Below are 22,989 nucleotides of genomic sequence, written 5' to 3'. Positions count from 1 at the left end.
TCTCAGCCATCGTAATGAGGATAGAGGGCTGCGATCTTGGCGATGCGGACCCGCATCGGCAGGAGGTCGAGGTCGTCATAGATCGAGGCGTCGCGCCAGCTGCCGCCCTGGTGGACGCTGTAGTGGCAGGACCGGCAGAGGATCACGCAGTTCTCCAGCGTCACCGGCCCGCCCTTCTTGTGCGGGATGACGTGATGGGCCTCGGCCCTTTCGCCATAGGCATGGCTGGCGATGCCGGCTTCGCCGGGGGCGGATATGCGGGTGCCGCAGCTGGCGCAGAGGTTCCTCTGTCGGGCGAGGGCCTGGCGCTGCACGGCGGCCGGGAAATTCATGTGGGGCGCAGCCATCGGGGCCTCCTCGTGATCAGGGGGTGACCGGCACCCCCGCCTCGTCCTTCGAGGTGCGGATGGTCTGCAGGGTTTGGACGCGGGCGACCATCTCGGCGGCGGTGATGCGGGCGGTCAGCGCATTCTCATGCGCGGTGTCGCGGGCGACCAGGCGGAGCAGGAAGTCGCCGCCACCGCGGATCATGTGGCACTCGCGCACCTCGGGCCAATCCTTGGCCATGCGCTCGAAGGATTGCAGCACGGCCTCCTTCTGGCTCTCGAGGCCGACCAGGGCGAAGAAGGTGATCTCGTAGCCAAGAGGCACCGGGTCGAGATCGGCATGGTAGCCGCGGATGATGCCCTCCTCCTCCAGCCGGCGGACGCGGCGGAGGCAGGGTGGGGCGGAGAGGCCGACGCGGCGGGCCAGCTCCACATTGGTCATCCGTCCGTCCGCCTGCAATTCGGCCAGGATCTGGCGGTCCACCTCGTCGAGGGATGCGTCGGTCTCGATGGTCATGCTCTCTGTTCATTGCCGGTGGCGCGCGCCTGGCGCAATATCATTGCAGCGGGCCGGGGCCGCAAGACATCGGCGACCTTCATCCCGGCTTTCGCTTGTTCCGCGGGGCGCTCGGGCAAATATGCTCGGCCACCCTACCGACTGCCGGGAGCCGAGCCTTGTCCAACACCCATCGCACGCGACTGCTGATCCTCGGCGCCGGGCCGGCGGGCTACACCGCAGCGATCTATGCCGCAAGGGCGGGGCTGAAGCCGCTGGTCGTCGCCGGCATGCAGCCGGGTGGTCAGCTGACCATCACCACCGATGTGGAGAACTACCCGGGCTTCGCCGACCCGATTCAGGGGCCCTGGCTGATGGACCAGTTCAGGGCGCAGGCGGAGCATGTCGGCGCTACGATCATCCAGGACGTGGTGACGCGGATCGACCTCAGGGCGCGGCCGATCCGGGGGATCGGCGATTCGGGGGATGTCTACCTCGCCGAGTCGCTGGTGATTGCGACGGGGGCGCAGGCGCGCTGGCTCGGCATCCCGGGCGAGCAGGACCTGTCGGGCTTCGGCGTCTCGGCCTGCGCGACCTGCGACGGCTTCTTCTTCCGCGGCAAGTCGGTCGCCGTCATCGGCGGCGGCAACACGGCGGTGGAGGAGGCGCTCTACCTGTCGAACCTCGCCAGCCATGTCACGGTGGTGCATCGGCGGGACAGCTTCCGCGCCGAGCGAATCCTGCAGGAGCGGCTTTTTGCCAAGCCGAATGTTACCGTTCTGTGGGATACGGTGGTGGAGGAGGTGCTCGGGACCGAGGGCGGGCGCTTCCGCGCCGTCCGCGCCATCGCCACCCGGAATGCCCGCACGGGCGAGCGGGGGGAGCTGGCGGCGGATGGCGTCTTCATCGCCATCGGGCATGACCCGGCGACCGCGCTGTTCCGCGGCCAGCTCGGGATGGATGGGGAGGGCTATGTCGTGACCGAGCCAGGCAGCACCCGCACCAGCATCCCGGGCGTCTTCGCTGCGGGCGACGTGCAGGACCGCATCTACCGCCAGGCGGTGACCGCCGCCGGCACCGGCTGCATGGCCGCGCTGGAGGCCGAGAAATGGCTGGCACACCTGCCCGAGGATGCGCCCGCCATCGAAGCGTGGACCTGATCCCCACCAGGCCGCTTCGCGGCTCCGCGGGCCCCCCGATGGGCGCTCGGCGCTCCAGGCCTCGCACAGCCTGCCGCGGCAATGTCGCGGCAGGACACCCCCACAGGGCCGCTTTGGATAGGTGCATTTGATGCCGCTGGACTGGGACAAGCTGCGCGTCTTCCACGCGGTCGCCGAGGCAGGCTCCTTCACCCATGCGGGGGAGACGCTCAATCTCAGCCAATCCGCCGTCTCGCGGCAGATCCAGGCGCTGGAGGAGGCCCTCGCCGTTCCCCTCTTTCATCGCCATGCGCGGGGCCTGATCCTCACCGAACCGGGCGAAACGCTGAACCGCACGGTGCGCGAGGTCTTCGCCAAGCTGGCGATGACGGAAGCACTTCTGACCGAAAGCCGGGAGCGGCCGGCGGGGCGGCTGAAGGTGACCTGCACCACCGGCTTCGGCGGCACCTGGCTGGCGCCGAGGCTTTCGCGCTTCCTGGCCCTCTACCCGGATGTCAGCGTGACGCTGCTGCTGGACGACAGCGACCTCGACCTCGCCATGCGCGAGGCCGATGTGGCGATCCGCATGCATCCGCCGCGGCAGCCGGACCTGATCCAGCGCCACCTGGCGAGCTTCGGCTGGCGGGTCTGCGGGGCACCGGCCTATCTCAAGGCCGCCGGCGTGCCGGAACGGGTGGAGGAGCTGGACGCCCACCGCATCATCTGCTGGGGCGACCACCGTCCGCCGATCGACGAGGTGAACTGGCTGGCGGAGGCGGGGCGACGGCCCGGTTCGGCGCGCCGGGCCGCGGTGGAGGTGAACAGCCTCACCGGCATGCTGCGGGCGGTGCAGAGCGGGCTCGGCCTTGCCGCATTGCCGGACTACATGGGACCCGACCTGGACGGGCTGCTGCAGGTGCTGCCGGAGCTGAAGGCGCCGAAGCTCGATGCCTATTTCGTCTATCCGGAGGAGATGCGGCACTCGAAGCGCGTCTCGGTCTTCCGCGACTTCCTGGTGGCGGAGCTGAACGGGCATTAAAGTGAACTCCGGTCGGGCGGACCCACTCGATCGGGGCGATTTGCTCTTTTGGACAACGGCTTGGAGCGGCTGCGGCGAGCGGTTCGAACAAAAACCCTTCTGTTGCATGCGTCTGGCGCATGGGAGCCGGCCGATTTCACCAATACTGCACAGCAGTAGCAGGCGTAGGCTCACTGCATCCGGCGGTTGCGCCGGACAGGGTTTCGGGGGCCTCCCCCGGCATCCTTCGTCTCCCAGACGTGAAGCCTCCCTGTTTGACTTGGCCGCCGCCCCATCGGGACGGCGGCTTTCTTTTTGCGCGATCACGCCACCACGATATTGCCGCAAAATCACACAAGCGCGCGTGATGCGTGACGCAACCTCTGGCTGTGCTGGCCGGAAATGCACCGTCCTGTTACGTTCGGCACATGCATCATCCTCTTCCGCGGCGCCCGCTTCGGCGCCTGACCGCCAGCCTGACGGGCCTCGCCTTCCTTGCTGGTTGCGCCACGACCCAGGCCGACCGCATCGGCGCCGATGACGGCATGGATGCCTGCCGGCCGCAGCGGGTGGCCCTCGATTCCACCGGCAATTTCTACGGCCAGGACATGATCCGCGGCGCGGCCATCGGCGCCGTCTCGGGCGGCGTCCTCGGTGGGCTGATCGGCGCGGCGGCGACGGGGCGGACGCGGGACATCGCCATCGGCGCCGGGGCAGGCGTGCTGGCGGGTGGCGCGCTCGGCGCGGCGGGCGGGTACCTTGCGGCGAAGCAGCGGCAGGCGCAGGACCAGGCGAGCCTCAGCGCCGCGATCGGCGGCGACCTCGCCAACGAGAACGCGCAGATCGACAGGACGCAGCTGGCCTTCAACCAGCTCATCGACTGCCGGCTGATGGCCGCCGAGGCGATCCGCCAGGACGTGCGCGGCGGGCGGACGGCCCCGGAGGCCGGACGGCTCCAGATGGCCGATCTTCGGACGCGGGTGCAGCAGGACATCGCCATGGCGCGCAGGATCAACCAGCAGATCAGCACGCGCGGCGCGGAGTTCGACACGGCGATCGATGCCGTGGCGCCGGGGACGCGGACCCAGGTGGCGGCGCACAATGCCGCTCCCCCTGCCCCGGCCCGGCCGCGGGCGCCGGTGCCGCTGCGCATCCGCCCGGAGCCGAATGCGCCGGAGGTCGGCCGGGTCGCCGCCAACGAGCCGGTGAAGGTGAAGCCGGCGGGGAGCAATTTCGCCCTGGTCGAGACCGATAGCGGGCTGCGCGGCTATGCGCCGGCGAGCAGCTTCCCTGGGCGGCGCCAGGCGGCGGCGCCGGTGGGCGGCGGCGAGGGCGGCAGCACGCGGGAGCTGGCCGCCTCCAACATCGCCAAGCGCGACAATTTCTCCGAGAGCGTGACCAATGCGGAGCGGGCGGTGCAGGGCCAGGGCTTCGAGCTGGCCGGCTAGAGCAAACCCCGGTGGGGTGCCCAAGCTGGGAGGGGTAACTTGCTCATAGGAACCTCCATGCTGCGCCCGAGGCTACGGCTGGCTGGGCTGTTGCTGCTGGGCCTGCTGCTCGGCGCCGTGGCGGTGGCGCAGCCGGCGCCGCCGGAGCCGCCGCAGCAACCCTTCCTCCGCATCGAGGCTGGGGCGCATACGGCGCCCGTCGCCCGGCTGGCGGTGGATGCGGCCGGGCAGACCCTCGCCAGCGTCTCGGACGACAAGACGCTCCGCCTTTGGACCCTGCCGGAGGGGACGCAGCAGCGGGTGATCCGCCCGCCCATCGGCACCAACGAGGATGGCGAGCTCTATGCCGTCGCGCTCAGCCCGGATGGCGGACGGGTGGCGGCAGCGGGCTTCACCGGGCAGTCCTGGGACGGGGTCTTCTGCCTCTATCTCTACGACGCGCGGAGCGGGCGGCTGCTGGCACGGCTCTCCGGCCTGCCGGCGCCGGTGCAGCACCTCGCCTTCTCGGCCGATGGGCTGCGGCTGGCGGTGGCGCTGGGCGGCCGGGCGGGCATCCGGGTCTTCGATGCGCGGACCGGGGCGCTTCTGTTAGACGACCCGGGCTATGCCGGGCCGGCACGGATGCTGGGCTTCGACCGCAGCGGGCGGCTCGCCACGGCCTCCGCGGACGGGCATGTGCGGGTCTATGGCCCGGACGGGCGCAGGCTGGCCGACAGGGTGCCGCTCAACGGCGCCCGCCCCTTCGGCCTGGCCTGGTCGCCCGATGGCGGGCTGATCGCCATCGGCTACGAGGACCGGCTGCGGGTTGAGGTGCTGGCGGCGGCCGACCTGCGCAGCGTCATGCTGCCGGATGTGGCGGGGCTGGCCGGAGAGGGGCTGCCGGCCGTCGCCTGGGCCACGGATGGGCAGGGCGGCGTGCAGCTCCATGCCGGCGGCTATGCGCGGCTGGCGGGGGCGCCGGCCGCCTCCGGCCGGGGCATCGCGGTGCAGCGCCAGGCGGCGCCCACCCCCTCCCCCAGGCGCGAGTTCGTGGTGCGGCGCTGGACGGATTTCGGGCTCGGGCCCTCGACCGATATCCCCGCGGCACGGGATGCGATCTCCCACCTGCTGGCGCTGCCGGGTGGGGGCGTTGCCTATGCGGCGGCCGATCCGGGCTGGGGACGGATCACGCCGGAGGGGCTGATCGCTTTTCCGCCGCGGCCGCCGGGGGCGGATTTCCGGGCGACGGGGGCGGGCCTCGCCGCGACCGAGGAGGGCACGACGCTGCGCGTAGCGCTGCGGGCGGGCGAGGCGCCGGTCGTTTTCGATGCGCTGGACGGGCGGCTGGAGGCGGCGGGCGGCACGGGCGCCTTCCAGCCGGCGCGGATAGCGAGCGCGCGGCTGCCGGTCACCGACTGGCATAACTCCAACCGGCCGCGGCTCGGGCAGAACCCGCTCAGGCTCGGCGAAGGGGAATTCGCGCGGAGCCTCGCCATCCTGCCGAGGGAAGACGGGTTCCTGCTCGGGACGGACACGCATCTCCGCCTCTTCGATGCGGCGGGGCGAGCGCTGGACGCGCTGGCGGTGCCGGGAGCGGTCTGGGGGCTGACGGTGGCAGGCGACATGGCGATCGCCGCGCTCGGCGACGGCACGCTGCGCTGGTACCGGCTGGAAGGCGGGGCGGTGGTGGAGCAGGCGGCGCTCTTCATCCAGGCGGAGACGCGGCGCTGGGCACTCTGGACGCCGGAGGGGCTGTTCGACCATGCCGCCAATGGCGGGCAGGAGCTGGTCGGCGTGCTGCTCAACCGTGGGCGGGCGCAGAATACCGAATGGGTGAGCTTCCAGCAGGCCTATCGAGCGCTCTATGCGCCGCGGGCCGTCAGGCAGCGGATCGCCGGCGACCAGGAACCGGCGCAGCAGCGGCTGACGCAGCTCGGCGAGGTGCGGGCGCGGATCGGCCGGCTGCCGGTGCTGGCGGCGGGGCGCGCGGCCTGCGCCGTCGTCGGGGCGGGGTGCGTGCCGCTCGGCTGGGAGGCGCGCAGCCTGCCGGAAGGGGCGACGGCGCTGCGCCTCACCTTCGCCACCACGGACCGGGGGCTCGGGCTCGGCCCGCTCGACGTCCTGGTGAATGACCGCATCGCCGCGCGCACCGAGGCAAGCCCGGGCGAGACCGAGGTGGAGGTGCCGCTCGACCCCGGGCCGAACCGCATCGCCACGCGCCTCTATGCTGAGGACCGCACGCTCTTCGCCGATGGTCCGGGGCTTGCCCTGCGACGGCCGGGGGATGCGGAGCCGCCGGCGGATGCGGGGCGGCTCGTCGTGCTCGCCATCGGCGTCAACCGCTATGCCAACCCGGAGCTCGACCTGCGCTTCGCCGTGCCGGATGCGGAGACGGTGGCGGGGCTGCTGCGCGAGGGCGCCGGCTCGCTCTTCCGCGAGACGCGGGTGACGGTGCTGCGCGATGCCGAGGCCTCGCGGCGCGGCGTGCTGGATGCGCTGGCACGCGCCGCCGACGATGTGGGGCCGGGGGACACCTTCATCCTCTACATCGCGGGCCATGGCATCCGCACCGAGCCGGACAACCGCTTCCTCTTCCTGCCGGCGGATACGCGTGACACCTCCGGCTGGGCGGCGCTGCGCGCGCAGGGGATCGACGACGGCACGCTGGTCGCGGCGCTGGCGCGCATCCGGGCGCGGGATGCCTTCCTGCTGCTCGACACCTGCCATGCGGGGCAGCTCACCATGGAGCAGCTCTCGGCGCTCGGGAACGAGACGGGGCGCTTCCTGCTCGCCGCGAGCGGCAGCGTGCAGGAGGCGCTCGACAGCTATGACGACCGCAACGGCGTCTTCGCCTATGCGCTGCGCGAGGGACTGCGGGGCAAGGCGGCGATGGATGCGGAGGGGCGGGTCAGCGCGCTGGGCCTGGGCGAATGGGTGACACGGCGGGTGCCGGAGCTGGCGCGGCAGCGGCAGCATCAACAGGACGCGGTGTTCCGCACGGCACAGCGGGACCTGCGCTCCTTCCCGATCTCGCAGGTGCGGCGGTAGGCTTTCCTCCTCACTGAGGAGCAAGCGCATGTCCACGTCACCCGACCGCGAGGCGCCGGCCGAGCATCCGATCGAGGCGCTGCTGCGGCGGCGCTGGAGCCCGCGCAGCTTCACCGGGGCGCCGGTGGAGCGGGCGGCGCTCGACAGCCTGCTCGAGGCAGCGCGCTGGGCAGCAAGTTCGAGCAACCAGCAGCCCTGGCACCTCATCGTCGCGCGGCGCGACCGGGAGGCGGAAGCCTTCGGCAAGCTGCTCGGCGTGCTGGCGCCGGGCAACCAGGCCTGGGCGGACAAGGCGAGCGTGCTGATGCTGGCCGTCGCACGCATGGTGAACCCGGCGAACGGCAACCCCAACCGTCATGCCTTCTACGACACCGGCGCGGCGATGGCGCAGATGGCGTTGCAGGCTGTGGCGCTCGGGATGCAGCTGCACCAGATGGGCGGCTTCGACGCGGCGAGGGCGCGGGAGGTGTTCGGCATCCCCGAAGGCTACGAACCAGTGGCGGCGATCGCGCTCGGGCCGGTCGACGTGGCGGAGGCCTTGCCCGAAGCCCTGGCGGCGCGCGAAGTGGCGCCGCGGCAGCGCAGACCCGTCCGCGAATGGGTCTTTTTCGGCGAGTGGCAGGGATGAGCGCGGCGAAGGCCGAGATGCCCGCGCTTAAGGAACATAAGGCGGAAACGCGTTGCGCCCGCGGCGCGGCATGGCCCGCGGGCACAGGGCCGTAGGCACTCAGCTCTCCGTCATGGCCGAACACGGCCATGACGGAGAGGACTGCGTTGCCTCAGGTCGCCGGGGTCTCGGCCTCGGCCGGCGCGGAGGCCGGGGCGGCGGAGTTCATCGTGGCGGTCGCGGCGGCGGCCTTCCTCGCGGCGCGCGTGGCGGCGCCCTTCTTCGCCGCCTCGGAGCGGGCGGTGCTCATCGCCGTCGCCTTCTTCGTGGCGGGCTTCGCCACGGCCTTGCGCGCAGCGGGCTTCCTCGTGGCAGTGGCCTTTCTCGGCGCGGCCTTGCGGGCAGCCGGCTTCGCCACGGCCTTGCGCGCGGCAGGCTTCCTCGCGGCAGCGGCCTTCTTCGGCGCGGCCTTGCGCGCGGCCGGCTTCGCCACCGCCTTGCGTGCGGCGGGCTTCTTCGCGGCAGCAGCCTTCCTCGGCGCGGCCTTGCGGGCAGCCGGCTTCTTCGTGGCAGCAGCGGCGCGCTTCGGCGCGGCCTTCCTCGCCGCCGGCTTCTTCGTGGCGGCGGCAGCGCGCTTCGGTGCGGCCTTCTTGGGGGCTGCCCTCTTGGGTGCTGCCTTCTTGGCGACGGCCTTGCGCGCGGCGGGCTTCTTCGTGGCGGCGGCAGCGCGGCTGCGCGCAGTCACCGGCTTCTTGGCAGCGCGGCGGCTGGTGGCAACGGCCATGGGCTGCGCGCGATCGGCGGCGGGGGCTTCGGGTGTATCGGTCACGGTGGGCATCTCCTTGCGCATTCCGGTGTTGATCGGGCGGCAGCGCGTCGGCGCGTCCCCCGGTTGGTGGCAGCAGGCATCGCAGTCCTGGCCAGCCAGGCAGCACGCGGCGGCGGGCGATCGGCGGCGTGGTGCCGCATCGTGCTGCCGCCTTCCGCATATCCGGCATCGGGCAATGAGACTCTGCCCTGCTCCGGCGCGACGATGACGACGGACTGCGTCGCATCCTCGCCTTGCCCGCGGTCCATGGACCGTCCTTCCCTGCTGCGGCACGCTGTCGCCGGATGGCTCCGCGAGGTGCAGCGGTGCGAGCACCGCCGAACGAATCGCATGCAACATCGTGCGCGCGATTCACGCTATCTGCACACGCAACCACCGTGTCAACAGAAACCGCAATTCGCGCAGCGCTTTTATGCGCGATGCGCAATTGAAGACGGCCGCCGGATTGCTCCGGCGGCCGTCCTTCGGTGCGCGATGCCGCTGCCGCTCAGCGCTGATCCATCGGCGGCACCGGGCGCTGCTCCGGCCCGGTGTAGTGCGAGAGCGGGCGGATCAGGCGGTTGTCGGCGGCCTGCTCAATGACATGCGCCGCCCAGCCGGTGATGCGCGAGGCGACGAAGATCGGCGTGAAGAGCGGGATGTCGAAGCCCATCAAATAGTAGGCGGGGCCGGCGGGGAAATCGAGGTTCGGGTGGATGTTCTTCTCCTTGAGCATCTTCGCCGCCAGCACGCGGGAGGTCTCCATCCAGCGCCGGTCGCCCACAACCTCGGCCATGCGCTCGGCGTACTTGGTCATCGTCGGTACGCGGCTGTCGCCCGACTTGTAGACGCGGTGGCCGAAGCCCATCACCAGCGCCTTGTGGTCGAAGCGGGTGGAGAGCCACTCCTCCGCCTTCTCCGGCCCGCCGACCTCCTTCAGCATGTGCATCACGGCCTCGTTGGCGCCGCCATGCAGCGGGCCCTTCAGCGCCGCGATGCCGGCGGTGATGGCGCCGTGGATGTCCGCCCCGGTCGAGGTCACCAGCCGCGCCGTGTAGGTCGAGGCGTTGAACGTGTGCTCGGCGTAGAGGATCAGGGAGACGTCGAAGGCCTTCAGCACCTCGGGCTGCGGAACCTTGCCGAAGACCAGGTTGAAGAAGTTCTCGCCGAAGCTGTGGCTTGGGTCCGGCGCCACCGGATCGAGCCCCTTCGAGGCGCGGTGCGCGGCGGCGATGGCGGTCGGGATCTTCGCCAGCAGGCGGACGGCCTTGCGGCGGGTGGCCGCCTCGCTGACATCGGCGCTCTCCGGGTCCTCCATCCCCATGAAGGAGACGGCGGTGCGGATGGCGTCCATCGGGTGGGCGCTGGCGGGGAAATCCTTGATGACGCGGTGCAGCGCCGGGCTGATCTCGCGCTCCGCCGCCTCGGCGGCCTTGAACTCGGCGAGCTGGTCGCGGTTCGGCAGCTCGCCGTTCCAGAGCAGGTAGGCGACCTCCTCGAAGCTGCAATTCTCGCAGAGATCCTGCACGGCATAGCCGCGATAGGTGAGGCTGTTGGTCTCCGGCATCACCTTGGAGACGGTGGACACGTCGGCATAGACGCCGACCAGGCCCTTCTTGATCTCGGGGGTGGCTTCGCTCATGCGCTCTCTCCTTGTCGTGGTGTGGGTGGCGGCGGGGCCCAGGCGAGGATCACGTCCCCCTCCCCTTCCGCATTGGCCGTGGCGTCGCGGCAGGCGGTCGGCCGGAAGCCGCGCTGGCAATAGAAGGCGAGCGCGGCCCGGTTGCGCCGAAAGCAGGCGAGGCGGAGGCCGCCCGGCGCGGCGGCCTTCGCTGTCTCGAGCAACGTGGTGCCGACACCCCTGCGATGCAGGGCCGGCACTACATAGAGGTGCAGCACCTCATCCCTATCCTGGGCGAGGTAGCCGACCGGCTGGCCCGCCTGCTCCGCGACGGTGACGCGGTGCTGGGCCAGCAGCTCGCCGGCGAACCAGGCGAGCGTCTCCGCCTCCGTCCAGGGCCGCGCCAGGCCGGGCAGCGCGGCGTCGAGCGCGGCCCGGTGGATGGCGACCAGCGCCGGCGCATCGGCCGGCGTGCCGGGACGGAGGACGGTCATCGGCCTAGAAGATCCCGGGCTTCCCCTCGGCCAGCGCGTCCCGCGGCAGGGCCACGTTCAGCACCTCGAGCTCGCCGGCGGGGATGCGGGCCAGGTCCTGCACGTCGGCGAGGAACCGGTCGCTCTCCTTCGCCGAGATGATGCCGTCGGTCAGGATCTGGAACTTGTTGATGTAGTCGGCCCGGCCGAAGGGCTTTGCCCCGAGCGGGTGGGCGTTGGCGACCGCCAGCTCGTCGCTGAGGACCGAGCCGTCCTTCATGGTGATCTCGACGCGGCCGCCGAAGGACAGCTCGTTCGGGTCGCGCGAGTGGTAGCGGCGGGTCCACTCCGCCTCCTCCCGCGTCTCGATCTTGTGCCAGAGGCGGACGGTGTCGGCGCGGCCGGCCCGCTTCGGGGCGTAGCTGTCGACATGGTGCCAGCGGCCGTCCTGCAGGGCGACGGCGAAGATGTACATGATGGAGTGGTCGAGCGTCTCGCGGCTCGCCTTCGGGTCCATCTTCTGCGGGTCGTTGGCGCCGGTGCCGATGACGTAGTGGGTGTGGTGGGAGGTGTGGATCAGGATCCGTTCGATCGCGTCGAAGTCGCTGATCTTCTCCCGCATGCGGAAGGCGAGGTCGATCAGCGCCTGGGACTGGTACTCGGCCGAGTGCTCCTTGGTGTAGCTGTCGAGGATGGCGCGCTTCGGCTCGCCGGCGCCGGGCAGCGGCACCTCGTAGTAGACCGGCTGGTAGGCGGCCTCGCGGCCCTCCTTGTCGGCGACGGTGCGGCCGGAAAGCACCCAGCCGATGACGCTGTCCTCGCCCTCGTAGATCGGGCTCGGCGCACCCTCGCCGCGCATGGCGCGGTCCACGGCCTCGACCGCCAGCTTGCCGGCATGGGCGGGGGCGAAGGCCTTCCAGGAGCTGATCTCGCCCTTGCGGCTCTGGCGGAAGGAGATCGAGACGTGCAGCGCCTGCTGCACCGCCTGGTAGATCGTCTCCTGCGGCAGCTTCAGCAGGGTGCCGATGCCGGCCGCCGCCGAGGGGCAGAGATGGGCGATGTGGTCGACCTTGTGCTCGTGCAGGCAGATCGCCTTCACCAGGTCGATCTGGATCTCGTAGCCGGTGGCGAGGCCGCGGATGAGGTCCTTCCCCGACTTCTCCATGGTCTGCGCGACCGCCAGGATCGGCGGGATGTTGTCGCCGGGGTGGGAGTAGTCGGCGGCGAGGAAGGTGTCGTGCATGTCGAGCTCGCGCACCGCGGTGCCGTTCGCCCAGGCCGCCCATTCGGGCGAGAAGCGCTTGTTGGCCCCGACGCCGAAGATCGTGGCGCCGCCCTTGCGCGGATGGCCGAGCGCCATGGTGCGGGCCGAGGTGACGGGGCGGCGGTTGATGGCGGCGATGGCGACGGAGGCGTTGTCGATGATCCGGTTGATGATCATCCCCGCCACGTCCTTCTCGACCGCCACCTTGTCGGCGGCGACGCCGGCGATCTTCCAGGCGAGCTGGTCCTCGCGCTTCAGCAGCGACTTGGACGGATAGAGCTTCACTTCGTGTTTCTGCATCGGTGGCTGTCCCCCGGCGGGTGGTGAGGGATGCTTTGTCCCCCCGCCGGGCATCTTCGTCCATTCCGATTGAGCGGCAAGGGCGATAGGATTTTCGTATCGAAGCGAGTTGAGGGCGATGGATTTCCGTATCCTGCGGCGCATGGGGCATTTCCTCGCGGTCGCCGAGGAGGGGCATTTCGGCCGGGCGGCGGCGCGGCTCGGCGTCTCGCAGCCGCCGCTGACGGCGCAGATCCAGGCGCTGGAGGCGGAGCTCGGCGTGCGGCTGCTCGAGCGGACGCGGAAGGGCGCGCGGCCGACGCGGGAGGGCCAGGCGCTGCTGCCCATCCTCCGTCGCCTTGCCGAGGAGGCGAAGCAGGTGGAGAGCCTGGCGCGTGAGCTGCGTGCGGGGCGGCATGCGCCGATGGCCATGGCCTGCGTCACCTCGGCGCTCTTCGACTACCTGCCGCCGCTGGTGCGCGGGCTGCGCGCGGCGGCGCCCGACAGCGCGCTGGCGGTGCGGGAGATGGATACCGCCGATGCGGTGGAGGCGCTGCGGCGCGGCGAGGTGGATTTCGCGCTCGCCCGGCTCGACCGTGACCGGCCGCCGCTCAGGGTGATGCCGCTCGGCTCGGATGCGCTGGTGGCGGCGATGCCGGAAGGGCATGCGCTGCTCGATGAGGCGGGGCCGCTGCCGCTGGCCGCGCTGGCGGGCGAGGCGCTGGTGCTGCTGCCGCGCTCGATCAGCCCGGCCTATTTCGACCGGCAGGTCAGCGCCTGCCGCGAGGCGGGGTTCGAGCCCGTGGCGATGCGGGAGGTGGGGAGTGCGATGGCGCAGCTTGCCTTCGTCGCGGCGGGGCTGGGCGTGGCGCTGGTGAGTTCGGGGATGGCGGTGCTGCGGCCGCCGGGGGTCGCCTTCCGCGCGCTGGCGGGGCCGGTGGGGTCGGTCGGCGTGGCGCTGGTGTGGAACGGCGAGCGGGAGACGGAGGCGGCGCGGGCGGCGATCGCCGCCGCGCGGGGGGCCTTTCCGGCGGCGGGGGATGCGGCCTAGCCTCCCCGCCTCAACGACTCCAGGGACGCCCGCAGCATGGACCAGAGCCCCTTCGACCGCGTGATCCTCGGCGACATCGTGCTGCCCGATGCGGTGCTGCCGGGCGGCTATGTCGGCATCCGCGGCGAGGCGATCGCCGCCATCGGCCAGGGCGCGCCGCCGCCGGCCGGCGCCGTCGCCGACTATCGCGGCAAGCTGGTGCTGCCGGGGCTGGTCGATGGCCACATGCACACCAGCAGCAGCACGGGCTGGCCGGGGATCGAGGGGGCGTCGATGTCGGCCGCCGCCGGCGGCGTCACCACCTGCGTCGACATGCCCTATGACGTGCCGCAGCCGGTGACGGATGCCGGGGTGCTGCGCGCCAAGATCGGCGTGGTCGAGGGGTCGAGCCATGTCGACATGGCGCTCTACGGCACCATCGCCAAGACCGGTGGCGTCGCCGCCATCGAGGGGCTGGCGGAGGGGGGCGTCTGCTCCTTCAAGCTCTCCACCTATGAATATGACGCGGTGCGGTTTCCGCGCATCGACCACCCGACGATGCTGGCCGCCTTCCGCGAGATCGCCAAGACCGGGCTGATGTGCGCCATCCACAACGAGGACCAGGAGCTGGTGCAACGCCTGACCGAGGAGGCGAAGGCGGCCGGACGGACGGACCCGATCATGCATGCCCGCACCCGGCCGCCGCTGGCCGAGAGCATGGCGGACCTCGAGATCTTCGAGATGGCGCTGGAGACGGGGTGCCACGTCCACATCGCCCACTCCTCCCTGGCGCGGGGCTTCGAGCTGGCGGAGCTGTTCCGCCGCCAGGGGGCGAAGGCGAGCGGCGAGGCCTGCATCCAGTACCTCTGCATGACCGAGGACGACCTCGTCCGGCTCGAGGGCTTCGGCAAGTGCAACCCGCCCTTCCGCAGCGCAGCCGAGGTGGAGCGGGTCTGGGGCGCGGTCGCCGCCGGGCAGGTCGCCTATGTCTCGACCGACCATGCGCCCTGGCCGCGGGAGCGGAAGATCTACAAGGGCGACATCTTCACGCCCGGCGCCGGGCTGACGGGGATGCAGAGCTTCGCGCCGCTGATGTTCTCCCTGCTCGAGGAGCGCGGCCTGCCGGTGACGCTGATGGCCAGCCTCTGCGCCGAGCGGCCGGCGCGCTTCCATGGCCTCGCGCCGAAGAAGGGGGCGATCCGCATCGGCGCGGATGCCGACCTGCTGGTGATGGAGCGCGGCGACTTCACCTTCGACGAGGCGACGATCCAGGACCGGCCGGATGCGCGCTGGTCGCCCTATCATGGGCGGCGGATGCGGGCGCGCGTCGCGGCCACTTGGCTGCGCGGCAGCCTCATCTGGGACGGCGAGACTGTGCTGGCGCGGCCGGGCCAGGGGCGCTTCGTGAAGCGGCAGCACCGGGAGACGTATCTGGGGGAGGGCTGAGAGCCATCTCCTGGTCGAGGCGGCGCAGGGCATGGGCCAGCGCCGCCTTGGTCCTCGGCAAGCCGAGCGCGTCGGCGGCCAGGATCAGCAGGCCGAGGGAGTCGGCCATCTGCTGACGGGCATATGCCGTCCTGCCCCGTTCGTCCTTGTCCTCCGGCATCGCTCCCCGCGCCTCCCGGCGGCGTTACGTCCGGGGGAGGCGGGTGGATGCAGCCGGGCCGGCTATTCGACGCGGATATCGGCGCGGCGGATCACCGGCTCCCAGCGGGCGCCCTCCTCCTCAATGATGCGGGCGAGGGTGCCGCCATCGGCCCAGGCGGATTCGATGCCGCGGGCGGCCATGGCCGCGCGGCCTTCGGGCGTGTCCACGGCCATGCGGACGGCCTCGGCAATGCGGGCGAGGATGGCGGGCGGGATGCCGGCGGGGGCGAGCACGGCGCCCCAGTTGTCGACCGCATAGCCGGGCAGGCTGGCCGCCTCCGCGACGGTCGGGACGCCCGGCATCAGCGGGCTGTCCTGGGCGGCGAGGTTGCCGAGGGCGCGGAGCTGGCCGCCCTTCACCAGCTGCTCCACGGCGGACCAGGGGGCGGAGACCAGCTCCACCTCGCCGGCGACGCAGGCCGTCACGGCCGGGCCGGTGCCGCGGTAGTGGACATGCGTCAGCTTGCCGCCGGACATGCTGTCCATCAGCTCGGCCGAGACATGGGTGATGGTGCCGAGGCCGGGCGTGCCGTGGTTCAGCAGGCCGGGCTGGGCGCGGGTGATGGCGACGACCTCCGCCAGATCCTTGGCCTTCAGCTTCGGCCCGCCGGCGATGACGGTCGGCGCCAGCGCCACGCGGGCGACCGGCGCCAGGTCCCGCTTCAGGTCGAAGGGCATGGTGCGGAAGATGAACTGGTTCACCACGATGGTGTTGAACACCGTGACCAGCGTGTAGCCATCGGGCGGGGCCTTGGCGACGGCATCCGTGCCGATGTTGCCGCCGGCGCCCGACCGGTTCTCCGGCACCACCGGCTGGCCGATGACGTCGCCGATGCGCTGGGCCAGCAGCCGGCCGAGGATGTCGCTGCCGCCGCCGGGCGGAAAGGGAATCACCATCCGCAGCGGGCGGTTGGGGAAGTCGCTGACGGATTGCGCGAGGCCAGGGTTGGCGAGCGGGGCGGCGGCGAGGGCGAGCGCGGCACGGCGGGTGAAGGGCATGGTTTTCCTCCTTGGCCAGGTGACATGCCGCATGCGGCAGCCCCTGTCATCGGGGCTTATGCACTGGCAGGCGGAAAGCGAAACGGTGTAGCCTCCGGTGCAGGCGGCGCCATAAGCCGCAAGGGAGGACACCGACGATGGACATGTCTCGACGCGCCCTGCTGGGCGCGGGCGCCGCGCTTTCCGGCGGCCTGCCCTGGCGCAGCGCCCGCGCGCAGGCGGCCAACACCATCCGCATCGCGCTGCTCTGCGACTTCTCCGGCACCTACCGCGACGTGACCGGGCCCACGGAGCTGGCCTGCATCCGCCAGGCCGTGGCCGAGTTCGGCAATCGCGGCTTCAACATCGAGGTGGTCTTCGCCGACAACCAGAACCGCGCCGATGTCGGCTCCAACGTCACCCGGCAGTGGTTCGACCGCGACGGCGTCGATGTCGTGGTGGATGGCGGCGCCTCCTCGGTGGCGCTGGCGGTCAACGAGGTGGTGCGGGAGAAGAACAAGGTCTTCCTCAACACCTCCTCCGCCACCTCGGACCTCACCGGGCCGAGATGCACGCCGAACACCGTCCACTGGACCTACGACACCTGGATGCTGGCGAAGTCGACCGGCGGCGCCACGGTACGGGCGGGCGGGGACAGCTGGTACTTCATCACCGCCGACTACGCCTTCGGCCATGCGCTGGAGCGGGATACCGGGACCTTCATCAAGGCCGCCGGGGGCAGCATCATCGGCTCGGCCCGCACCCCCTTCCCCGGCACCTCGGATTTCAGCTCCTTCCTGGTGCAGGCGATGGCAGCGAAGCCGAAGGTGATCGGCCTGGCCAATGCCGGCTCCGACACCATCAACTGCATCAAGCAGGCCTCCGAGTTCGGCCTGGCGCGGCGCGGCATCAAGCTGGCCTCGCTGCTGATGTTCCTGCCGGACGTGCATGCGCTCGGCCTCACCACGGCGCAGGGGCTGATCTGCACCGAGACCTTCTACTGGGACCTGAACGACCGGACCCGGGCCTTCTCGGCGCGCGTGCGGCCGAATATCGGCACCAACGCGCTTTGCATGAATCATGCGGGCGGCTATGCGGCGGTGCTGCATTACCTGAAGGCGGCGGTCGACATGGGCGTGCCGGCGGCCAAGGCGAATGGCGCCGAGGTCGTGGCGCGGATGAAGGCGATGCCCTGCGACGACGACTGCTTCGGCCCCGGGACCATCCGCGCCGATGGCCGCAAGCTGCATCCCGCCTACCTCTTCGAGGTCAAGAAGCCGGAGGAGAGCCGCGGGCCCTTCGACTACTACAAGCTGCTGCAGACGACGGCGGGTGATGACGCCTTCCGGCCGATCGGCGAGGGCGGCTGCCCGCTGATCAGGGCCTGATGGGGCGCTGCTCAGCAAAAGAAGTTCGACTTTGTACACACGCCGATATCGCAGTATCGGCGCGATAGCGCAGCGGCCAGTTACAGAAAGCGCGTGCCTTCAGCTTCGGCCCGCCGGCGATGCCGCGGACGCCAGGGCGTGTGAGCATGGGCAGGTTCCTCCTGCCCTGCGCTCTGTCCGACGCGCCCCGGCTTGTCACCAAGACATGCTCAACCGAAGGTCGCGGCGACGCTCCCGAGGGTCGAATAGGCGCCTGCGGGAGCGTCCTTCAGCGGCCAGTTCTTCACATAGGCGAAGCTCGGCGTCCTGCCCGTCTGATCGCCGTAGTGGTTGTTGCTGTAGATCAGGTGGGCAAAATAGCCGCCATCCGAGCTGTGGATGGTCTTGCCGGTGGGGGACTGCGCGCCCGGCCAGTTTTTCAGGATAGCGATGAGGCGGCGCGGCCCGTTTGGGTCGTTCGGCGAGCCGCGGTTGTAGAGATCGAAGGTGACGCACCAGAATTGCATGGGTGCCTCCGCGAGCTTCGTGAAGCCCTTATGAATCAGAAAGCTGCGCTTCAGGGCATGGACGGAGCGCCGGAGGTCGGAGCGGGGCAGCGAGAGGGAGCGGTAGAGGTTGGCATAGGTGTCGTTGATGACGTGGATGCCGCGGGCGTACTTCTCCTCGTCCTGCTTCGCCATGAACTGGCCGTTGCGGTCATTGGCGTGGACGTTCCGGCGGTTGAAGATCGACCAGAAATCGATCTCTTCCGGCAAGTTCAACGGATTGGCCATGATCCTGCTCCGTGCGGTCATCCGGGGGTATTTCAAGCCCGATTAGCCAGTTTCCGCCCGGCGAACCAGCCGGTCCCGCTTCGCCTTCACTTGCGGCGCGGCGGGGGGGCCTGCTTGTTTCTGCACGAATGTGAACTTCCTTACGGCAACCTATCGTTGATGTCACAACAAGTTCGGTGCGATACCGCAGCGGCCAGTTACAGAAGGCCGATCATGCCCTCCCCGATCACCCTGCGCATCAACGGCGAGACGACCATTGCCTATATCGTCCGCTTCAAGCCCTCCCACACCGAAGGCCCGCCGGATGGCGGCCATAGCGACTGCATCCTGCCGGGCGGCGCACCGGTCGGGTATTTCGGCACCGATGCGGTGGGCGGCAAAGGCATCGTCTTCTCCTACGCCACCTATCTCACCCAGCGCCGGCATTACGTGACGCTGGCGAATGCCCGCACGGAGCCCTGCATCTCCACCATGCTGGTGCTCGATGTGGGCAGGCGCCGGGCGGAGGCCTTCCGCGATGCCTGGCTCTCCATGCGCGCCAAGACGGACGGCTTCACCATCGCCGGCAACAACTGCTCCACCCATGCCTCGCGCGCCTGCTACGCGGCGGGGCTGATCTCCACCCATGAGGTGGACGGCATCGACACGCCGAACAACCTCTACGACCAGATCGTCAGCGAAAGCCCGGCCGCCTGGAAATCCTACAGCGGCTATCTGGATTTCAAACCGATCGGCTCCGGGGCCGATCCGTTGATGCTACCCTACGCCGTCACCCTCGACGCGACCGTGGTGCCGACCATCGGCGGGCCGCGCGGCGGGGGCGGCAGCACACTCTGACCGCGGAGCCTTGCCCATGTCCCGACGCCTCGTCCTCGCCGCCGCCCAGCTGGGGCCCATCCAGAAGGCCGAGGGGCGCGATGTCGCGGTCGGGCGCATGGTTCGGCTGATGGAGACGGCGCACCGGCGCGGGGCGGAGGTGGTGGTCTTCCCCGAGCTCGCGCTCACCACCTTCTTCCCGCGCTGGTACCATGAGCACCTGGCGGAGGCCGACCATTGGTACGAGACGGCCCTGCCCTCCAACGCCACCGCCCCGCTCTTCGAGGCGGCGCGGAAGTTCAATATCGGTTTTCATCTCGGCTATGCCGAGCGGACGCCGGAGGGGCGGCGTTTCAACACCGCCGTTTATGTGCATCCCTCGGGCGAGGTGGTGCTGAAATACCGCAAAGTCCACCTGCCAGGGCATGCCGAGTACGACCCGACGCGGACGGTGCAGCACCTGGAGAAGCGCTACTTCGAGGTGGGCGACCTCGGCTTCCCGGTGGTGCGGGCGCCGGTCGGCGAGGCGCAGGTCAATATCGGCATGATGATCTGCAACGACCGGCGCTGGCCGGAGGCCTGGCGGGTGCTCGGCCTGCAGCAGGTCGAGCTGGTCATGCTCGGCTACAACACGCCGAGCCTCAACATGGAGAACCGCGGCTTCGAGGCGCATCACCTGCGCGTCTTCCACAGCCATCTCTCCATCCAGGCGGGGTGCTACCAGAATGCCTGCTTCGCCGCGGGCGTCGCCAAGGCAGGGGACGAGGACGGGCATGAGCTCTTCGGCCATTCCATCATCGTCAACCCGCAGGGCGAGATCATGGCCCAGGCGACGAGCTGGGGCGACGAGCTGATCGTCGCCGATTGCGACCTCGGCATGTGCGAGCTGGGGCGGCAGACGATCTTCAACTTCGCGGCCCACCGGCGGGTCGAGGCCTATGGGCGGATCACCGGGCAGACGGGCAGCGCGGCGCCGGCGGAGTGGGTGCCAAAGGGGTAGAGGCTCACGCCGCGGGCACATCCATTGGGCAGTGGCCGGGTTGTTCCTGTATCGTCGAATGAATGGAGAAGACTGCTTGCGCCTTTGGGTGATCCGCCTTCTGCTGGCCCTGTCGATGCCCGTCATGGCTGCGGCCCAGGCCCAACTCGGCAAGCCGGATGCGCTGCCGCCGGCAACGGGAGGCCGCATGGCTCCTGCCGAACCCGGCGGGAAACCGCCGCCGCTGCCGCGCGACGACACGGGCAGCGCCGCGGCGCCGCGGGCGCCTGCCGCACCGACGGACAACGGCCAGGCGGCACCGCGCTGTGCCCAGCCGCTCGCCAGCAACTGCCTCGCACAGCAGAGTTCCTGCCAGATCGCCTGCCCGCCCATGTGGAGCACGAACCCGAGCGCGCCGGCCTTCACCCCGACGGACCGGGCGGGCTGCATGAGGCAATGCCAACAGCGCTATTTCTCCTGCATGCGGCTCTACGGCTGCATGTGACGCGTGGCGGCGGATGGGCCCGGAACCGCACCGAAGCCCAGGCGCTATCTGCGGCATGCCGCACGCAACCGCCCCCCGCTTCCTCCTCCTCGCCGCCGCGCTGATCGCCGGACCGGCGCTTGCCCAGACGCCGGCTGAGCGCGCCTCGCGCCAGCTCAACCAGGAGACCCAGCGGGATCGCGCCGTCGATCAGGCCGAGGCGGCCAGGGAGCCGCAGGCCGTGGTGCCTCCGGCGCAGGTGCTGCCGCTGGAGGCGGATCGCAGCTCGCTGCGGCCGGATGTGGGGCGGCCCGAGGAGCAGGGACGGCTGGGCACAGGCAGTGCAGGCATGCAGCCGGGGCTGAACCAGAACACGCAGCGGTAGGGCAGGCCGGCAGGAAGCCCTTGCCTCCCGATCGACACCGGCCTCAGTGGGCCGGGTCGAGGAAGGGTGTTCCCGGATCGGACACGTAGACGATGAGGACGCGCGCCGGCGTGTCGGCGCGCCGGTTGTAGCCGGTCATGCGGACATGCGGCGGCTCCACCAGGGCACCGCCGGCCTGGACGGTAACAGGCTCGCGCCCTTCCATCTCCAGTGTGAAGGCGCCCTCCAGGACATAGACGGTCACCGGGAAGCGGTGGGTATGGAACACGGTCGCCTGGCCCGGAGCGATGGTGGCGGTGAGGACCTGGACTTCCTGCCGCTCGCCTCGGGGCATGCCCTCCACCACCTCGCGAAGGACTAGGTTCGGCCGCGCTGAATCCTGCGCCAGGGCGACGCTGCCCATCATCGCCATCCCGACCATGGCGCCCAAGCCTGCGATCCGGTGCATCCTGGTCCTCCCCATTTCGACCGCGGAGGAGTTGACGATGGAATGGCGCGGCGCGGGAAGAAAACTTCGCTCACCCCTCGACTTCGACCACCGCCTCCAGGCCAAGCACGGCGCCGAGCTGCTCCACGCGCCGCAGCACGCTCTCGCCCGCGAAGACGCCGGTACCCTCGGCGAGTCGGAGGACAAGGCGGCTGCCCTGGCGCTCCAGCCGCGTGCCGGCCAGCAGCGCGGGCGTGCCGCCGCAGAGCGTATAGGCGAGGCGCAGCGCGGCGCCGAGCGCCTCCGCCCGGCGGATGGTCGGCAGGTCGAGCAGCACGCGCGTCGGGCCGAGGAAGGGGGCGCTCGGCTCGGCCTCGTAGCGCAGCGCGGCGCAGAGGCCGAGGAAGGCGCGGGCATGGTGGTCGAGCCCGGCGCCATGCTGGCGGAGGATGCGGAGGAAGGCCTGCTCCGCACGGTATTCCGGATGGTCGTGGCTGCCGATGTCGGAAACCCAGCAGGCCGCCTCGCGCAACGCCCGCACCGCCGGGTCCTGCTCGGGGAGGATCGGGTCGGTCCAGGCGATCAGCGCTGGCGGCAGCCCCGGGTCGCGCCCCCAGGCGGCGGCAAGGTCGCGGGCGGCGGCCAGCATCGGGTCTCCCTGCCGCACCGCCTCGGGCAGCAGGCGGGCATACCAGCCCTCGCGCAGACCATTGGCCGAGAAGACGACGCGGGAGGCGCCGGTGGCGCGCAGCAGGCGACGCATCGTCACCGCGGCGAAGGGCATGTCGGCCAAGCGCTTCTGCGGGGCGCCGGCCATCCGCTCCAGCACGCGGCGGGAGGCGGCCATGACGACGCCGGCGAGATCGCGCGCTTCCTCGCGGCGAAGGACGTAGTGGTGGACGATGGCCAGCGGATAGCCTGTCTGGGCGATATGCATCCGCGCCAGGGCCCGCCAAGCGCCGCCGACCAGGTAGAGGTCGCGGCCGCCGCCCTCGGCGAGCCAGGGGTGCCTTGCCAGCTCCTCCTCGGCGATGGCGCGGGCGCGGGCCACCTCGCCCCCGGCGCGCTCGGCGAGGCGGATGGCGCCGATCGGCAGCGAGGCCGCGCGGGCGACCCGGCCCTCGGTGAGGCGCACCACCTCGAGGCTGCCGCCGCCGAGGTCGCCGAGCACGCCATCGGCGCCGGGGAAGCCGAGCAGCACGCCATCGGCCGAGAGCCTGCCCTCCTCCTCGCCGGTGAGGATGCGGATGCTGAGGCCGAGCATGCGCTCCCGCATGGCGGCAACGAAGGCAGGGCCGTTCTCGGCATCGCGCACCGCGGCGGTGGCCACCACCTCCAGCGGGTCGGCGTGCATGGCACGGGCGACGGCGTGATAGCGGGCGAGCACGGTGAGCGCGGGGCCGATCGCCCCCTCGTTCAGCCGCCCCGTCGCCTGGAGCCCCCGTCCCAGGCCGAGCACGGCCTTTTCGTTGAAGATTGCCTGCGGGTTCCGCCCTCGCCCCTCGAAGATGACGAGGCGGACGGAATTGGAGCCGAGATCGACGACGCCGCAGCGGCGCGCTTCGGAAATGGTCAT

General features: G+C 71.0%; 22 protein-coding genes. 13 read left to right on the top strand and 9 right to left on the bottom strand.

Annotated features, from left to right (window positions below):
- Nucleotides 1–2: 2 nt before the first annotated feature.
- Together JMJ56_RS12655 and JMJ56_RS12650 are read right to left on the bottom strand one after the other, a co-directional pair.
- On the bottom strand, nt 3–347 hold the full coding sequence (locus JMJ56_RS12655) for an HNH endonuclease (protein WP_202832128.1): 345 nt from the start codon (nt 345–347) through the stop codon (nt 3–5).
- A 16-nt stretch (nt 348–363) separates the two neighbouring features.
- Entirely contained in the window at nt 364–843 is a 480-nt protein-coding gene (locus tag JMJ56_RS12650; protein WP_202832127.1) for an Lrp/AsnC family transcriptional regulator, read from the bottom strand.
- Between the two features lie 158 nt (nt 844–1,001).
- On the opposite strand from JMJ56_RS12650, the gene trxB reads away from it, so the two are divergent.
- From trxB to JMJ56_RS12620, 6 genes are all read left to right on the top strand, one after another.
- A complete protein-coding gene (trxB, locus tag JMJ56_RS12645) occupies nt 1,002–1,982 on the top strand; it encodes a thioredoxin-disulfide reductase (RefSeq protein ID WP_236037701.1) in 981 nt (326 codons plus the stop codon).
- 130 nt (nt 1,983–2,112) lie between these two features.
- A complete protein-coding gene (locus JMJ56_RS12640) occupies nt 2,113–3,000 on the top strand; it encodes a LysR family transcriptional regulator (protein ID WP_202832125.1) in 888 nt (295 codons plus the stop codon).
- A gap of 407 nt (nt 3,001–3,407) precedes the next feature.
- The gene (locus tag JMJ56_RS12635; protein ID WP_202832124.1) at nt 3,408–4,427 is read left to right on the top strand and encodes an SH3 domain-containing protein; all 1,020 of its coding nucleotides are present in this window, start codon (nt 3,408–3,410) and stop codon (nt 4,425–4,427) included.
- Nucleotides 4,428–4,484: 57 nt separating this feature from the next.
- Nucleotides 4,485–7,454, top strand: coding sequence for a caspase family protein (locus tag JMJ56_RS12630; protein WP_202832123.1), 2,970 nt, complete (start codon nt 4,485–4,487; stop codon nt 7,452–7,454).
- A 28-nt stretch (nt 7,455–7,482) separates the two neighbouring features.
- Nucleotides 7,483–8,082 (top strand): nitroreductase family protein, encoded by a 600-nt coding sequence (locus tag JMJ56_RS12625; RefSeq protein WP_202832122.1) that lies wholly within the window; start codon nt 7,483–7,485, stop codon nt 8,080–8,082.
- A 128-nt stretch (nt 8,083–8,210) separates the two neighbouring features.
- On the top strand, nt 8,211–9,098 hold the full coding sequence (locus JMJ56_RS12620) for a hypothetical protein (protein ID WP_202832121.1): 888 nt from the start codon (nt 8,211–8,213) through the stop codon (nt 9,096–9,098).
- A 279-nt stretch (nt 9,099–9,377) separates the two neighbouring features.
- Here the strand turns inward: JMJ56_RS12620 and JMJ56_RS12615 are convergent, their stop codons facing one another.
- From JMJ56_RS12615 to JMJ56_RS12605, 3 genes are read right to left on the bottom strand one after another with little or no spacing between them, the layout of a single operon-like run.
- The gene (locus JMJ56_RS12615; RefSeq protein WP_202832120.1) at nt 9,378–10,511 is read right to left on the bottom strand and encodes a bifunctional 2-methylcitrate synthase/citrate synthase; all 1,134 of its coding nucleotides are present in this window, start codon (nt 10,509–10,511) and stop codon (nt 9,378–9,380) included.
- Nucleotides 10,508–10,984: a GNAT family N-acetyltransferase gene (locus tag JMJ56_RS12610; RefSeq protein ID WP_202832119.1), complete on the bottom strand. Its 477-nt coding sequence runs from the start codon at nt 10,982–10,984 to the stop codon at nt 10,508–10,510. Before JMJ56_RS12610 ends, JMJ56_RS12615 begins: the two co-directional genes overlap by 4 nt.
- 4 nt (nt 10,985–10,988) lie before the next feature.
- A complete protein-coding gene (locus tag JMJ56_RS12605; RefSeq protein WP_202832118.1) occupies nt 10,989–12,527 on the bottom strand; it encodes an MmgE/PrpD family protein in 1,539 nt (512 codons plus the stop codon).
- Between the two features lie 118 nt (nt 12,528–12,645).
- Between JMJ56_RS12605 and JMJ56_RS12600 the strand changes: the two genes are divergently transcribed.
- Together JMJ56_RS12600 and JMJ56_RS12595 are read left to right on the top strand one after the other, a co-directional pair.
- Nucleotides 12,646–13,557: a LysR family transcriptional regulator gene (locus JMJ56_RS12600; RefSeq protein WP_202832117.1), complete on the top strand. Its 912-nt coding sequence runs from the start codon at nt 12,646–12,648 to the stop codon at nt 13,555–13,557.
- A gap of 36 nt (nt 13,558–13,593) precedes the next feature.
- Nucleotides 13,594–14,982: a dihydroorotase gene (locus JMJ56_RS12595; protein ID WP_202832116.1), complete on the top strand. Its 1,389-nt coding sequence runs from the start codon at nt 13,594–13,596 to the stop codon at nt 14,980–14,982.
- A 222-nt stretch (nt 14,983–15,204) separates the two neighbouring features.
- On the opposite strand, the gene JMJ56_RS12590 is transcribed toward JMJ56_RS12595, so the two are convergent.
- Nucleotides 15,205–16,182 (bottom strand): Bug family tripartite tricarboxylate transporter substrate binding protein, encoded by a 978-nt coding sequence (locus JMJ56_RS12590; protein WP_202832115.1) that lies wholly within the window; start codon nt 16,180–16,182, stop codon nt 15,205–15,207.
- A gap of 137 nt (nt 16,183–16,319) precedes the next feature.
- Here JMJ56_RS12590 and JMJ56_RS12585 point away from each other — a divergent pair, with 137 nt between their 5' ends.
- A complete protein-coding gene (locus JMJ56_RS12585; RefSeq protein ID WP_202832114.1) occupies nt 16,320–17,549 on the top strand; it encodes an ABC transporter substrate-binding protein in 1,230 nt (409 codons plus the stop codon).
- Nucleotides 17,550–17,758: 209 nt separating this feature from the next.
- Here the strand turns inward: JMJ56_RS12585 and JMJ56_RS12580 are convergent, their stop codons facing one another.
- A complete protein-coding gene (locus JMJ56_RS12580; RefSeq protein WP_202832113.1) occupies nt 17,759–18,322 on the bottom strand; it encodes a hypothetical protein in 564 nt (187 codons plus the stop codon).
- A gap of 213 nt (nt 18,323–18,535) precedes the next feature.
- Between JMJ56_RS12580 and JMJ56_RS12575 the strand changes: the two genes are divergently transcribed.
- The 4 genes from JMJ56_RS12575 (at nt 18,536) to JMJ56_RS12560 (ending at nt 20,986) form a co-directional block, all read left to right on the top strand.
- A complete protein-coding gene (locus tag JMJ56_RS12575) occupies nt 18,536–19,159 on the top strand; it encodes a hypothetical protein (RefSeq protein ID WP_202832112.1) in 624 nt (207 codons plus the stop codon).
- A 16-nt stretch (nt 19,160–19,175) separates the two neighbouring features.
- Nucleotides 19,176–20,138 (top strand): N-carbamoyl-D-amino-acid hydrolase, encoded by a 963-nt coding sequence (locus JMJ56_RS12570; RefSeq protein ID WP_202832111.1) that lies wholly within the window; start codon nt 19,176–19,178, stop codon nt 20,136–20,138.
- A 76-nt stretch (nt 20,139–20,214) separates the two neighbouring features.
- Nucleotides 20,215–20,622, top strand: a complete 408-nt coding sequence (locus JMJ56_RS12565) for a hypothetical protein (RefSeq protein ID WP_202832110.1) — start codon at nt 20,215–20,217, stop codon at nt 20,620–20,622.
- Nucleotides 20,623–20,677: 55 nt separating this feature from the next.
- Complete coding sequence (locus JMJ56_RS12560) at nt 20,678–20,986, top strand: hypothetical protein (protein WP_202832109.1); 309 nt, start codon at nt 20,678–20,680, stop codon at nt 20,984–20,986.
- Between the two features lie 43 nt (nt 20,987–21,029).
- On the opposite strand, the gene JMJ56_RS12555 is transcribed toward JMJ56_RS12560, so the two are convergent.
- Together JMJ56_RS12555 and JMJ56_RS12550 are read right to left on the bottom strand one after the other, a co-directional pair.
- Nucleotides 21,030–21,434, bottom strand: a complete 405-nt coding sequence (locus JMJ56_RS12555) for a cupin domain-containing protein (RefSeq protein WP_202832108.1) — start codon at nt 21,432–21,434, stop codon at nt 21,030–21,032.
- A 70-nt stretch (nt 21,435–21,504) separates the two neighbouring features.
- A complete protein-coding gene (locus JMJ56_RS12550) occupies nt 21,505–22,989 on the bottom strand; it encodes a Ppx/GppA family phosphatase (protein WP_202832107.1) in 1,485 nt (494 codons plus the stop codon).

Source organism: Belnapia arida, from assembly GCF_016773205.1.
Classification (GTDB): Bacteria; Pseudomonadota; Alphaproteobacteria; order Acetobacterales; family Acetobacteraceae; genus Belnapia; species Belnapia arida.
This window is presented reverse-complemented; position numbering and strand designations above follow the sequence as displayed.

Excerpts from the sequence above, each read along its gene's own strand:
- JMJ56_RS12655 (WP_202832128.1), bottom strand. The coding sequence starts at position 347 with ATGGCTGCGCCCCACATGAATTTCCCGGCCGCCGTGCAGCGCCAGGCC.
- JMJ56_RS12650 (WP_202832127.1), bottom strand. The coding sequence starts at position 843 with ATGACCATCGAGACCGACGCATCCCTCGACGAGGTGGACCGCCAGATC.
- JMJ56_RS12640 (WP_202832125.1), top strand. The coding sequence starts at position 2,113 with ATGCCGCTGGACTGGGACAAGCTGCGCGTCTTCCACGCGGTCGCCGAG.
- JMJ56_RS12635 (WP_202832124.1), top strand. The coding sequence starts at position 3,408 with ATGCATCATCCTCTTCCGCGGCGCCCGCTTCGGCGCCTGACCGCCAGC.
- JMJ56_RS12630 (WP_202832123.1), top strand. The coding sequence starts at position 4,485 with ATGCTGCGCCCGAGGCTACGGCTGGCTGGGCTGTTGCTGCTGGGCCTG.
- JMJ56_RS12625 (WP_202832122.1), top strand. The coding sequence starts at position 7,483 with ATGTCCACGTCACCCGACCGCGAGGCGCCGGCCGAGCATCCGATCGAG.
- JMJ56_RS12620 (WP_202832121.1), top strand. The coding sequence starts at position 8,211 with ATGACGGAGAGGACTGCGTTGCCTCAGGTCGCCGGGGTCTCGGCCTCG.
- JMJ56_RS12615 (WP_202832120.1), bottom strand. The coding sequence starts at position 10,511 with ATGAGCGAAGCCACCCCCGAGATCAAGAAGGGCCTGGTCGGCGTCTAT.
- JMJ56_RS12610 (WP_202832119.1), bottom strand. The coding sequence starts at position 10,984 with ATGACCGTCCTCCGTCCCGGCACGCCGGCCGATGCGCCGGCGCTGGTC.
- JMJ56_RS12605 (WP_202832118.1), bottom strand. The coding sequence starts at position 12,527 with ATGCAGAAACACGAAGTGAAGCTCTATCCGTCCAAGTCGCTGCTGAAG.
- JMJ56_RS12600 (WP_202832117.1), top strand. The coding sequence starts at position 12,646 with ATGGATTTCCGTATCCTGCGGCGCATGGGGCATTTCCTCGCGGTCGCC.
- JMJ56_RS12595 (WP_202832116.1), top strand. The coding sequence starts at position 13,594 with ATGGACCAGAGCCCCTTCGACCGCGTGATCCTCGGCGACATCGTGCTG.
- JMJ56_RS12590 (WP_202832115.1), bottom strand. The coding sequence starts at position 16,182 with ATGCCCTTCACCCGCCGTGCCGCGCTCGCCCTCGCCGCCGCCCCGCTC.
- JMJ56_RS12585 (WP_202832114.1), top strand. The coding sequence starts at position 16,320 with ATGGACATGTCTCGACGCGCCCTGCTGGGCGCGGGCGCCGCGCTTTCC.
- JMJ56_RS12580 (WP_202832113.1), bottom strand. The coding sequence starts at position 18,322 with ATGGCCAATCCGTTGAACTTGCCGGAAGAGATCGATTTCTGGTCGATC.
- JMJ56_RS12575 (WP_202832112.1), top strand. The coding sequence starts at position 18,536 with ATGCCCTCCCCGATCACCCTGCGCATCAACGGCGAGACGACCATTGCC.
- JMJ56_RS12570 (WP_202832111.1), top strand. The coding sequence starts at position 19,176 with ATGTCCCGACGCCTCGTCCTCGCCGCCGCCCAGCTGGGGCCCATCCAG.
- JMJ56_RS12560 (WP_202832109.1), top strand. The coding sequence starts at position 20,678 with ATGCCGCACGCAACCGCCCCCCGCTTCCTCCTCCTCGCCGCCGCGCTG.
- JMJ56_RS12555 (WP_202832108.1), bottom strand. The coding sequence starts at position 21,434 with ATGCACCGGATCGCAGGCTTGGGCGCCATGGTCGGGATGGCGATGATG.
- JMJ56_RS12550 (WP_202832107.1), bottom strand. The coding sequence starts at position 22,989 with ATGACCATTTCCGAAGCGCGCCGCTGCGGCGTCGTCGATCTCGGCTCC.